Source organism: Achromobacter sp. JCM 18799, from assembly GCF_055395645.1.
Genome location: NZ_AP043866.1, coordinates 2,545,658 through 2,557,093, shown reverse-complemented (window position 1 = coordinate 2,557,093; position 11,436 = coordinate 2,545,658). Strand labels below are relative to the sequence as shown.

The window sequence follows — 11,436 nt, the reverse complement described above, 5'->3', positions numbered from 1 at the left end:
GAGTCAGTCCGCATGCCGGAAGTTTCGCGAGAGCATGGACGATGCCGCGGACGGCTCTAATGCCTCGCCTCCTGAGATACGCTTTGCGGCGGCGTGCCCCTCCTTTGCATACTGGGCCAGCATTTCTGCTGAGTCTTGAAGCGCGTCGGCCGTTATTCGAAGGCGAAGAGCGGTGCCTTTGAACGTCGTCACTCGGTCTTTTTTCTGACCTTCGCTTAGAAATAAGCCCGCACCATTGCTAATGATCACGAAGCTGTTTGCAGCCCTACAGATTCTGCTCGTCATGTAGAGACCAAAACCGGAGTTCTGCCACACGTCATTGGTGCGCTTTCGCACCCCTTTGTACATCTTGCCAGAGATACCCGGCATGAGAGCAAGGTGTAGGGCATCTCGGTCAGAATCCATCTTGATGAACGGGTTGCTTTCCAAACCTCTCCGAACCCCACACCCAGAGTCCAGGATGGCCACTTCTATGAGCTTTCGTGACGGCCAGTATTGCCCACAGTAGTCAATGTGCAGGGATTCTGAATGCTCCACCACGTTGCGCATGATCTCGCGTATTGAATACGTCAAAGTGTCCACTGCAGGACCATTCTTCTCGCGGACGAGAAGTTGCGCTATCTGCTGAGCCTTGTCTTCGATCACGTCTCCGTGGTGCGAGCCGCGGTCAATGGCTTCACCAACGACATCTTTCACATCCAAGCGGGTGAGCGGGATGTAAGTGCTGCTACCGGCCGCCTCGCCCGGCGCCTTGCCGAACTGCAAGCCAAATGCTCGGAAGAAGCCCATGTGAGCTGCGTATGTGTGATCCTTGTAATTCAGAGCCGAAAATTTCGCCTCAGCCTTGCTCTGTCGAAATCGTTTCAGTTCATTGGCGACATACGCCATGGGAAACGGTTCCACAGTACCAAGCCGTGAAAAATCGAACTCATACTCCGTGTCGTCTTCCAAGTTCCATAAGCGGTTGCAGAAATTTATCGCCTCGGGCAACGAAAGGTTCTGTGGTACTCGAACAATAGTCACAAGTTTCTCACTAATATTTTTTTTGGATCAAGGCTTGGCAGATGCTCCGAATACAACCCTGGCCTGCCACCCCGAACCACTTTCACTGACGTGGATGCGACTGCAAATTTTGCGCCCACAGCCATCGGTGTGCTGCCAGAAACGGCCCAACTTATTGGCCACTGCCGGCCATCGCATCGCAATACTCGCAGTAGGCGCCCTTGACGAAGACCTGCCGACAGGTAGCACATGATCTGAATTTGGAGTGGCCACAGCGAACACAGTAGCCACAACTCGCAATCACGAACTCCTCGGAACACTGACCGCATTCCGCCCACACATCATCGCCTCCATCCATAACAGCCGCTATGCTTTCTGTTTCCGACCACTCTAAGAATGCGCGTTCCACCGCTTCTTGGTACGCTTCTATGTGTCCGCAGGCAACGCAAGAGAACAGTAGCTTTTCCGTTGGAGCCGAGTGATTTATAGGGGCAGTGAGCTTAGAGTCGCAGCGGACACAAGAATGATGTTCTGACATGATTTCTTGTAGCTCAGGATTCGCCCACTTGATCTCCTTTTTCCTGGCTTGGCACGAAGCAATTTCCGCAGCGTTGATTTCCTGCACCTCTAGCATCGACTGCCATAGCTCGGGCCCAATGAGGCTCGCCGCTTCTTCTCCAAGATGTTCGCGACAAAAATCTCCGATGACGATTGCTGCGGTGGCTATAGCCTCGCGCATTGCTGCGTGACTGATGTCAGCCGCGTAGTGTTCCACGCGGTTCCGGAGCTTAAGGATATGCTGGACCTGTCCAAAGTCGAATTTCAACTTGACTAACTTAAAGCGATCCTTGACGCCTTCGAAATCGATGGTGTTGTCGCCACTTGGCTCGAGTCTGATTTGCCCATTCTCCCAAGCCAATTTCAAGTTTTTCTTGATCAGGCCTTCCTCGGGAGCCATTCCTGCAAGCTTCGCTTTAAACAGAAGTAGTACGCCAGCGCTGATGTTGCGCAGTGCTGACAGTGATCGGTTTTTTCCGTCGCTGTGGTAGTCCTCAATTGCCAGTTGGATAGACGCAACGGCATTGGCCAAAATCTTGTCCATACTTCATCCTGTTTGGGAGCAAAAAGCTCAAAACCCGACAGCCCGCGTGGTTTCTTCACTTTCAGGAAAGAAGGTGCGGCGTAGCTACGTTCTGCTGAACACCTCAATGATAGACCTATGGTCGCCCTAGTCGCCGGCGCAGCCATTGCAACTGCACACAAACGAGCGCGCTTTTGAAAATCTTAATGAATACGGTCCGTGAATTCGACTAGAAACAATTATCAATGGCTAAACGAGTTGCCGCCGGTCATCTTAGCCGCTTCATACATTGCTCCCAGAGTTTAATTCTCGGCCCCCGGGGCAAGCGCGACGTCAAAAATCCACACCCGAGAACGACTTCGTCGTCCGCAAGTTTGGATAACGCACCGCGCGCAATCGGCAGGGGAGCGTCGGGGTTGTAGCTAGAAGCACGTGGGGGCGGGCGGAGTTTTTGCGTTGGTCATCGCTGACCTCGGGCATCAGTGATGCCCCTCTGTTACATATCGCCGTCGGCGCATATGGAGTCGTCTAATTTCGATGCCAAGGATAATTCCTACGCTCGCGAACCCTTTAAAGCGAGCACAATTGGGCCGGTTGCCGTGGCAGAGCCGCCGCTTGAACGGCCGGGGAATGGTGCCAGTGAGTGACCCATTCTGGCCGGAAGCGGCCAGTGACCACAGGCCCCCGGGCCTTTCATACAAGGCACGGTCTTCTTCTCTTACAACTCCCAACGTATCGCCGGGTGCTCGAGACGTCCGTGTCTCCTTCCCAATGCCCGTACGGGCATATCCCAAATCTGCCAGCTTGGACTGTCGCGCTAATTCAATAGCGTTTACTGCAAAGTTCGCCTTTCTTCAGCCTGCAGGCCGTCCATCCGCACAGAATAAGAGAAGATGCCTGCGCAATAGCAGGTGATGCCCACCAAGGCCAAAAGGCGAACTTCAACAAAAAAGGCGAATTTTATTCCCGCTGCTCAGGGTTTTACCTAATCTGGTTTTCCTTGCGGAAAATCAATCTCCTATAGGACACTTCGTGTCATGATGGTGCCGATAGGCGGCGCCCGTAGGGGGATGACATGAAGATTTCGGGAATTGCCGGCGCGCTGGCATTGGTAGCGGCAATGGCGGCCAGTAGCGCCCAGGCGGCGGCCTATCCAGACCGGCCGATCCGGCTGGTGGTGCCGTTCGGCGCGGGCGGTATCACGGACATCGTGGCGCGCCAGGTCGGCAAGGGCATGGGCGACGCCTTGGGACAGAGCATCGTGATCGAGAACCGGCCGGGCGCGGGCGGGGTGATCGCCGCGCAGGTGGCCGCCACCGCGCCGGCCGATGGCTATACGATCTTCATGGGTACGGTAGGCACGCAGGTGGTCAACCCGCTGATCTACAGCAAGCTCAGTTATGACGCGGACAAGTTCGCGCCGGTGGGCATGGTTTCGGGATCGCCGTATCTGCTGGCCGTGCGTGCGGGCGTGCCGGCCAAGACCTTCGGCGAGTTCGTGGCCTATGCCAAGGCCAACCCGGCCAAGCTGAACTTCGGTTCGGCGGGCAATGCCAGTTCGCCGCACCTGGGCCTGGAACTGTTGAAGCTGACGGCGGGCGTGGACATCGTGCATGTGCCGTTCAAGAGCGGCAGCGAAGCCGTGAATGCCGCCATCGGCGAGCAGGTCGACGTGGTGATGGACGCCAGCCCGGTGATCATGCCGCATGCGGCGTCCGGCAAGCTGCGCGCGCTGGCGGTGGCCGCCGACAAGCGCCTGCCTTCCGCGCCCGACGTGCCAGCCAGCAGCGAGGTGGGCGACGCGGCCCTGCAGATCAGCTCGTGGAACGCGTTCTTCGCGCCCGCCGGCACGCCGCCCGACGTGATGGAAAAGCTGAACGCGGCGCTGCAGAAGACCCTGGCGTCGCCGGAATTGAAGGACCGGCTGGCGTCGCAGGGTACGCAGTTGTATACGGGCAAGCCGGACGAGTATCAGCGCTTCATCGCCGGCGAGAAAGCCAAGTGGACCGAGATCGTGAAACGCGCCAACATCAAGATGGACTGACGATGAACCAGACACCGCATCCGCTGGCGGGCAAGCCGCTGGAACTGGCCGATACCCTGCGTTCGGGCAACGCCTGGAAGATCCGGCTGGCCTGCGGCTACATGGGCCTGCCGATCAAGCGGCGCACCTTCGACATCGTGCAGGGCGACCTGGACACGAACGCGTTCGCGCGCATCAATCCGTGGCGCCAGGTGCCGGCCTTGCTGACGCCGGAGGGCGAGTGGCTGGCCGAGTCGCAGGCCATCCTCTGGTATCTGGGGCTGGGCACGTCCTGGCTGCCTGGCGGCCGCCTGGAGCAGTCGCAGGTCAGCAGCTGGCTCAGCTTCGAGCAGACCCAGCACATGCACGCCTTTGCGCAGCCGCGCCTGCTGATCCATCTGCGCAACACCGCGCAGGTGGATGACCCGGCGATGCGGGCATGGCGCGAGATCGGCATGAAGGCTGCCGCGCTGATGGATGCGCATCTGGCGGGTCGCGACTATCTGGTGGGAAGCGCGCCGACCATTGCCGACATCGCGCTGTTTCCCTACACGAGCATGGCGGCCGAGGGCGGCTACGACCTGTCCGGCTTTGCCCATATCGACGCCTGGGTGGCGCGCATGCGCGCCTTGCCGGGTTTTACGCCGCTGATCGAAGCGGCATGACAGAGACACTATCTTAGGAGTGACGACGATGGCCGATACGATGCATCTGGGCAAGGACGAACTGATCGCGCGGGCGAAAGCCGAAATGCAGCGCCAGTTCGAGACGCCCGAATGGAGCCTGCGCGAACGCCTGGCGCTGACCTGCCGCATTCTGTTCGACGGCGGGCATGATTCCGGCCTGGCCGGGCAGATCACGGCGCGCGCGCCGGAGCCGAACCGGTACTACACGCAACGCCTGGGGCTGGGCTTTGACGAGATCAGCGCCAGCAACCTGCTGCTAGTGGACGAGGACCTGCGGGTGCAGGAAGGGGGCGGCATGCCCAATCCGGCCAATCGCTTCCATTCCTGGGTCTACCGCGCGCGTCCGGACGTGAACTGCATCATCCACACGCATCCGCTGCACGCGGCCTCGCTGTCGATGCTGGAGGTGCCGCTGGAAATCTCGCACATGGACAATTGCCCGCTGTACGACGACGTGGCCTTCCTGAAGGATTGGCCCGGCGTGCCGGTGGGCAACGAGGAAGGCGAGATCATCTCGGCCGCGCTGGGTTCCAAGCGCGCCATCCTGCTGTCGCACCACGGCATGCTGATCGCGGCGGGTTCGGTGGAAGAGTCCTGCGTGCTGGCGCTGCAGTTCGAGCGCGCCGCCCGCATGCAGCTGCTGGCCATGGCCGCCGGCAAGATCCAGCCCATTCCGCCGGCGCTGGGCCGCGAGGCGCATGACTGGATCCTGACGCCCAAGCGGTCGCAGGTCGGCTTCTCTTACTATGCGCGGCGTGCGCTGCGGGCGCATCCCGACGTGTTGGCCTGATGGCGGCCGCGGGCGGGGCCGGCTCGACGGCGGGGCCGGATTAGGGCATGCTTACCGGTCGTATTCCGCGACTGTATTTCCGCAACCCCGCCCATGATAGACCTGCCGCACCGCCTGCGCGCCCTGCGCCGCCAGCAAACCCTGTCCCTGGAACAGCTGGCGCAGCGCACCGGATTGACCAAGAGCTACCTCTCCAAGCTGGAGCGGGGCCTGAGCGAACCCTCCATTTCCACCGTGCTGCGGCTGGCGGAAGCCTATGGCCTGGGCGTATCGGAACTGGTGGGCACGGACGATGCCGCGCAGGAAGAAGTGGTCAGCGTGGTGCGGGTGGCGGACCGCGAGGCCTTGCAGCGCCGGGGGCTGGGCAGCGAGTATCACTACGAGTCGCTGGCCGGCCGCCGCAAGGTCAAGGCGATGGAGCCTTTCGTGGTGCATCCGCCCCGCGACTTTCCCGATGCGACCGCGGTGTTTCCGCACCCCGGCGAGGAATTCCTGCTGGTGCTCAAGGGCGCCATCGAGGTCCATGTGGGCGAACGCCAGTTCCGCCTGGAGACCGGGGATTCCGTCTATTTCGACTCCGAACTGCCGCACCGCATGCGCACCGTCAGCCGGGCCATGGCCGAAGTGCTGGTGGTGGCCGCCCACTGAGCGGGCCGCCGGACTCATTACCTTATCCGCATACAGGAACTTCCATGAAGAACGATCAATCGCGGCTCGTCCGCATCGATGCAGGCCCCATGAAGAATCCGGTGCCTGGAAAGCCCCGCCGCCCGATCTCGGGCGACGCGGCGTTCCGCACCGTGACCGCGTTCGAGGGCAATGGCGGCAAGGCAGAGGCCGGCGTCTGGGAAAGCAGCGCGGGCGTGTTCCAGTCCAACACCACGGGCTACATCGAGTTCGGCTACATCGTGGAAGGTTCGGCGCGCCTGGTCGATCCGGACGGCACCGTGCATGAACTGACCGTGGGCGAAGCCTTCGTCATGCCCGAAGGCTATACCGGCCGCTGGGAAGTGGACCAGTTCGTCAAGAAGATCTATTTCATCACCCGCATGTAGCGCCGCGTAGACCGCGGCAGCCCAGGAGCAGCCCCATGAGCGCAATCCCCGCCGTTACCGCGCAGGTGGATATCGTTTCCGTTCAATCCCAGGTCGTGTACGGCTGCGTCGGCAACAACGCCGCCATGCCTGTCTTCCGCAAGGCGGGCCTGCACGCGATCGCGGTGCCTACCGTGATCCTGAGCAACACGCCGCACTATCCGACCTTGCATGGCGGCGCGGTGCCGCTGGACTGGTTTGAAGGGCTGCTGCAGGGCCTGGACGAGCGCGGCGTCACCCGGACGGCGCGCGCGGTGGTCTGCGGATACCTGGGCCAACCCGGGCAGGCCGGGTTGCTGGCCGCTTGGCTGCCTGCGCTGCGCGCATCGCGGCCCGATCTGAAGGTGCACATCGACCCCGTCATGGGCGACCGCAACGACGGGCTGTACGTGAACGAGGGGCTGGTCGAGCAATACCGGGACTTGCTGGTGCCGCTGGCTGACGGCATGACGCCGAACCATTTCGAACTGGAACTGCTGGTGGGGCGCGCCTTGTCGTCGATCGACGAGGTGGTGGCGGCGGCGCGTGAACTGATCGCGCGCGGTCCGGACTGGATCGTCGTGACCAGCGCGGCGCCCATGGCCGCCGCGGCCGGCACCTTGCAGCTGGCGGTGGTGACGCGGGATCAGGCCACCGTCGTGACGCATCCGGAGATTGCGATACCGCCCTCGGTGCATGGCACCGGCGACGTGTTCATGGCCGGCGTCACGGCGCGGCTGCTGAATGGACAGGCGTTGGTCGAGGCGGTGCGTTCTGCCGCCGCCCAGGTTACGGTGGCGCTGGAGCGCACCCGTGAACTGGGCTGGGAAGAGCTGGCGGTGGAAGGCTAGGGCGCCTACGCGCGCGCCTGGCGGCGCGCCTCGTTCAAGGCACCAGCGACAGGCCGACGCGGAACTGCGATTCGTTGCGCTGGTTGTAGCCCAGCAGGGTTTCGCCGTAGCCGTTGAAGTACTGCAGATGCAGGTAGCCGTTCATGTTCAGCCAGGTGCGCTGCAGCGGCCAGGCGAAATCCAGCTGGGTGGTGCGGCGCTTCTGATCGCCCTGGCGGTACATGGCGGACACCACCGCGCCGTTGTCCTGGGCCCAGCGCAATTGCCAGTCGACGTGTCCGGCGTAGTCGGCATAGTCGCTGTTTTCGCTGGCGACGCCGAAGTAGGCCTTGACCCGCGGCGCAAAGGTGAGCGTGCTGCCGCCGTCGAAGCGGTAATGGAAGCGCGGCTCGATATAGCCGTCGTTGACCGAGCGCGAATCCGCGCCGTCCTTGCCGTTGGAGTTGTGCTCGACGCCGGTGTTCATGCCGAAGCGCCAGTTCTGACTGGCGGACTGCCAGATATTGTCGGACAGCCAGAACGCGCTGGGATTGAAGGTGGTGTCGATGAAGGGCATGGAATCGCCTTCCAGGTCCCACAGCGAGGTCTGCGTGTACGCCAGGTAGAAATTCTCGTCCCAGGTCGCGGGGCGGTCGCCCGCGGGGCTGAAGAGGCGGTACTTGGCGCTGATCTGAAAGCGCGCGGTGGTCTGCCCGCGGGTGCCGACGTCGAAGTACACCGGCTTGTACTCCGAGATGGAGCTGCGGAAGCGGTCGAACGCGGTCTGCTGTTGCACGGTCGGCACGGCGGACGCGTCGGGCGAGGGACCGCCTTCGGGCGATGCGCCGACCGCGGCCACTGCCGCGGCGGGCACGGGTTCACCGCTGCTGGCGTCCACCACCGGGCCGCGCGCGGGCGTGCTGGCCAGGGTGCCGCTGTCGCGGCCGGTGGCGTCCAGCGCCATCATCGCGGGCTGGCCTTCGATGGACACGGCCTGCAGGCCCTGGGCCGTGGCGGGTACCACGGCGGTCCACGCCATGCGCGCGAAATTGTTGACCGGCACGCTGAAGCTGGCCGGGCCGCCGCGCAGCTTGGCCAGGCTGCGCACGATCTGGCCGTCCTGGCCGCGCCACTGCAGCACCAGTTCCGGCGGCGCCTCCCAGGTGGAGCGGGAAGTGCCTTCGTTGAAGTACACCGCCTCGATGGTGACGGTTTCACCGGGGGCGGCCGAGGGGCGATCCAGCCGGTACGACACACCCGCGGTGGCTGCGCCCGCCAAGCCCATGGCCAGGGCGGCGACCAGGGTGCGCAGGGGGAGGGCGGATCGTGCAGGACGGCTGATGGTCATCGGGTCATAACGTAGTTTTGTGACCAGGAAATGTAGCATCGACCCCCGCTACAGTTTGTAAGGCAGGCTAATCGTATGTAGAAAGCGTAAGCCCCCGCGCAGGGCGGGGGCTTACGTGGACAGCGTGGCGTGCGGGCTTATTCGCCGAACTTGATGCCCTGGGCCAACGGCAGCTGGCGCGAATAGTTGATCGTGTTGGTGGCGCGGCGCATGTAGTTGCGCCAGGCGTCCGAGCCCGATTCGCGGCCGCCGCCGGTTTCCTTTTCACCGCCGAAGGCGCCGCCGATCTCGGCGCCGGAGGTGCCGATGTTGACGTTGGCGATGCCGCAGTCCGAGCCCGCCGCCGACAGGAAGGTCTCGGCTTCGCGCAGGTCATTGGTGAAGATGGCCGACGACAGGCCTTGCGGCACGCCATTCTGCAAGGCCAGCGCCTGATTGAAGTCGGCGTAGCGCATCACGTAGAGGATGGGCGCGAAGGTCTCGTGGCAGACCACGTCGGTCTGGCCCGGCATTTCAGCGATGGCGGGGCGCACGTACCAGGCATCGGGATACTGCTCGGCCAGCACGCGTTCGCCGCCCGTGACCTTGCCGCCTTGTTCGCGCGCCGCCGTCAGCGCCGCCTGCATGGCGTCATAGGACACGCGGTCGATCAGCGGACCGACCAGCGTGGCGCTGTCCAGCGGGTTGCCGATGGTGGCGCTGGCATAGGCCTTGTGCAGGCGCTGCACCAGGTCGTCGGCCACGCTCTCGTGCACGATCAGGCGGCGCGTGGTGGTGCAACGCTGGCCGGCCGTGCCGATGGCGCCGAACACGATGCCGCGCGCGGCCATGTCCAGATCGGCCGTGGGGCCGACGATGATGGCGTTGTTGCCGCCCAGCTCCAGCAGCACGCGGCCGAAGCGCTGCGCCACGCGCGGGCCGACCTGGCGGCCCATGCGGGTCGAGCCGGTGGCCGAGACCAGGGCCACGGCGTGCGAATCCACCAGCGCCTCGCCGATGTCGCGGCCGCCGATCAACACTTCGGACAGGCCGGCGGGCGCGTCGCCGAAGCGCTGCGCGGCCTGGGCGAAGAGCGCCTGGCAGGCCAGCGCGGTCAGCGGGGTTTTTTCCGACGGCTTCCAGACCACGGCATTGCCGCAGACCAGCGCCAGCGCGGCGTTCCAGGACCACACGGCCACCGGGAAGTTGAATGCGCTGATCACGCCGACCACGCCCAGCGGGTGCCAGGTTTCCATCATGCGGTGGCCGGGGCGTTCAGAAGCGATGGTCAAACCGTAGAGCTGGCGCGACAGGCCCACGGCGAAGTCGCAGATGTCGATCATTTCCTGCACTTCGCCTTCGCCTTCGGCGACGATCTTGCCGGCTTCCAGGCTGACCAGGCGGCCCAGTTCGCGCTTGTGCTGGCGCAGCGTTTCGCCGAACAGGCGCAGCAACTCGCCACGGCGCGGCGCCGGCACGTCGCGCCACGCCAGGCTGGCCTGGCGCGCGCGGGTGATGGCGGAATGGGCCTGGGCCACCGTGTGCTCATGCACCTGAGCCAGTTCGGCGCCGTCTATCGGGCTGCGCGCGCGCAGCGTGCCGCCCGTGAGCGATTCCGGGTTCAGCCCGAGCGCGCGCAGGATGTCTTGGGGAGTGTCCATGCCGGTTCCTTGGGTTGCCTGCGAAGAACCTGTCTTCGCTTAAGGGTTATGCCTAAGTGGCGATTCTGGAAAAAAATTTACTATACGAAACTCCAGCGTGAATTGCGAAACCTTTTTAACCAAGGCAGCACTCATACGAAGGTGGATCCGTGGCGGAACCTCTGCTGGTAGTCCAGGCAGTCACCAAGACCTATCAACGCGACGGGCAGGCCCCGCATCTGGCGTTGGACGGCATCGACTGCGAGCTCGGCCGCGGCGAGGTCATGGTGGTGGTCGGTCCGTCCGGATCCGGCAAGAGCACCTTGCTGCGCACGCTCAACGGCCTGGAAAGCATCGACAGCGGCGCCATCCGCGTGGACGGCGTGTCGCTTACCGACCCGGCCACCGATGTCAACCGCTGGCGCACCGAAGTCGGCATGGTGTTCCAGCACTTCAACCTGTTCCAACACCGTACTGCGCTGGACAATGTCGCGCTACCCCAGCGGGTGGTGCGCGGGCGCTCCCGCGCCGACGCGGAACGCTATGCCCGCGAATTGCTGGGCCGCGTCGGCATGGGCGAATACGGCGCGCGCTATCCCAGCCAGCTCTCCGGCGGCCAGCAGCAGCGCGTGGCGATCGCGCGCGCACTGGCCATGGACCCCAAACTGATGCTGTTCGACGAGGCCACGTCGGCGCTCGACCCCGAAACCGTGGGCGGCATACTCGAACTGATGCGCGCATTGGCGCGCGACGGCATGACCATGGCGGTGGTGACCCATGAGATGGGCTTTGCGCGCGATGTGGGCGACCGCGCACTCTTCATGGACGCGGGCCGCATCGTGGAAATGGGCACGCCGGACGAGGTGTTCGGCCACCCCAGGGAAGCGCGCACCCGCGCCTTCCTGGAAAAGATTCTGTAGTTCCTAGCAGCAAGGAAGCAACGGGTCGTCCGCATGCGCGGCGCCCGGCGGTAACCAGGGCCGG

Annotated in this window: 11 protein-coding genes; 7 read left to right on the top strand and 4 right to left on the bottom strand. The window is 63.6% G+C overall.

Annotation, left to right across the window (positions count from 1 at the left end; genetic code table 11):
* Positions 1–3: 3 nt before the first annotated feature.
* Complete coding sequence (locus ACZ5YA_RS12130) at positions 4–951, bottom strand: hypothetical protein (protein WP_464092581.1); 948 nt, start codon at positions 949–951, stop codon at positions 4–6.
* Positions 952–1,174: 223 nt separating this feature from the next.
* The gene (locus tag ACZ5YA_RS12125) at positions 1,175–2,104 is read right to left on the bottom strand and encodes a hypothetical protein (protein ID WP_464092580.1); all 930 of its coding nucleotides are present in this window, start codon (positions 2,102–2,104) and stop codon (positions 1,175–1,177) included.
* Between the two features lie 1,054 nt (positions 2,105–3,158).
* On the opposite strand from ACZ5YA_RS12125, the gene ACZ5YA_RS12120 reads away from it, so the two are divergent.
* From ACZ5YA_RS12120 to pdxK, 6 genes are all read left to right on the top strand, one after another.
* Entirely contained in the window at positions 3,159–4,127 is a 969-nt protein-coding gene (locus ACZ5YA_RS12120) for a Bug family tripartite tricarboxylate transporter substrate binding protein (protein WP_059371821.1), read from the top strand.
* 2 nt (positions 4,128–4,129) lie between these two features.
* A complete protein-coding gene (locus ACZ5YA_RS12115; protein WP_464092579.1) occupies positions 4,130–4,771 on the top strand; it encodes a glutathione S-transferase family protein in 642 nt (213 codons plus the stop codon).
* A gap of 28 nt (positions 4,772–4,799) precedes the next feature.
* A complete protein-coding gene (locus tag ACZ5YA_RS12110) occupies positions 4,800–5,582 on the top strand; it encodes an aldolase (protein WP_464092578.1) in 783 nt (260 codons plus the stop codon).
* 93 nt (positions 5,583–5,675) lie between these two features.
* The gene (locus ACZ5YA_RS12105; protein WP_059371824.1) at positions 5,676–6,230 is read left to right on the top strand and encodes a helix-turn-helix domain-containing protein; all 555 of its coding nucleotides are present in this window, start codon (positions 5,676–5,678) and stop codon (positions 6,228–6,230) included.
* 44 nt (positions 6,231–6,274) lie between these two features.
* Positions 6,275–6,637, top strand: coding sequence for a cupin domain-containing protein (locus ACZ5YA_RS12100; protein WP_059371825.1), 363 nt, complete (start codon positions 6,275–6,277; stop codon positions 6,635–6,637).
* Between the two features lie 35 nt (positions 6,638–6,672).
* Complete coding sequence (gene pdxK / locus ACZ5YA_RS12095) at positions 6,673–7,506, top strand: pyridoxine/pyridoxal/pyridoxamine kinase (RefSeq protein ID WP_059371826.1); 834 nt, start codon at positions 6,673–6,675, stop codon at positions 7,504–7,506.
* Positions 7,507–7,540: 34 nt separating this feature from the next.
* Here the strand turns inward: pdxK and ACZ5YA_RS12090 are convergent, their stop codons facing one another.
* Together ACZ5YA_RS12090 and amaB are read right to left on the bottom strand one after the other, a co-directional pair.
* Positions 7,541–8,833: a phospholipase A gene (locus ACZ5YA_RS12090; protein ID WP_118934002.1), complete on the bottom strand. Its 1,293-nt coding sequence runs from the start codon at positions 8,831–8,833 to the stop codon at positions 7,541–7,543.
* A gap of 137 nt (positions 8,834–8,970) precedes the next feature.
* Positions 8,971–10,473, bottom strand: coding sequence for an L-piperidine-6-carboxylate dehydrogenase (amaB, locus tag ACZ5YA_RS12085; RefSeq protein WP_118934003.1), 1,503 nt, complete (start codon positions 10,471–10,473; stop codon positions 8,971–8,973).
* Positions 10,474–10,622: 149 nt separating this feature from the next.
* Between amaB and ACZ5YA_RS12080 the strand changes: the two genes are divergently transcribed.
* Positions 10,623–11,372 (top strand): amino acid ABC transporter ATP-binding protein, encoded by a 750-nt coding sequence (locus tag ACZ5YA_RS12080; RefSeq protein WP_059371829.1) that lies wholly within the window; start codon positions 10,623–10,625, stop codon positions 11,370–11,372.
* The last annotated feature ends 64 nt before the right edge of the window (positions 11,373–11,436 follow it).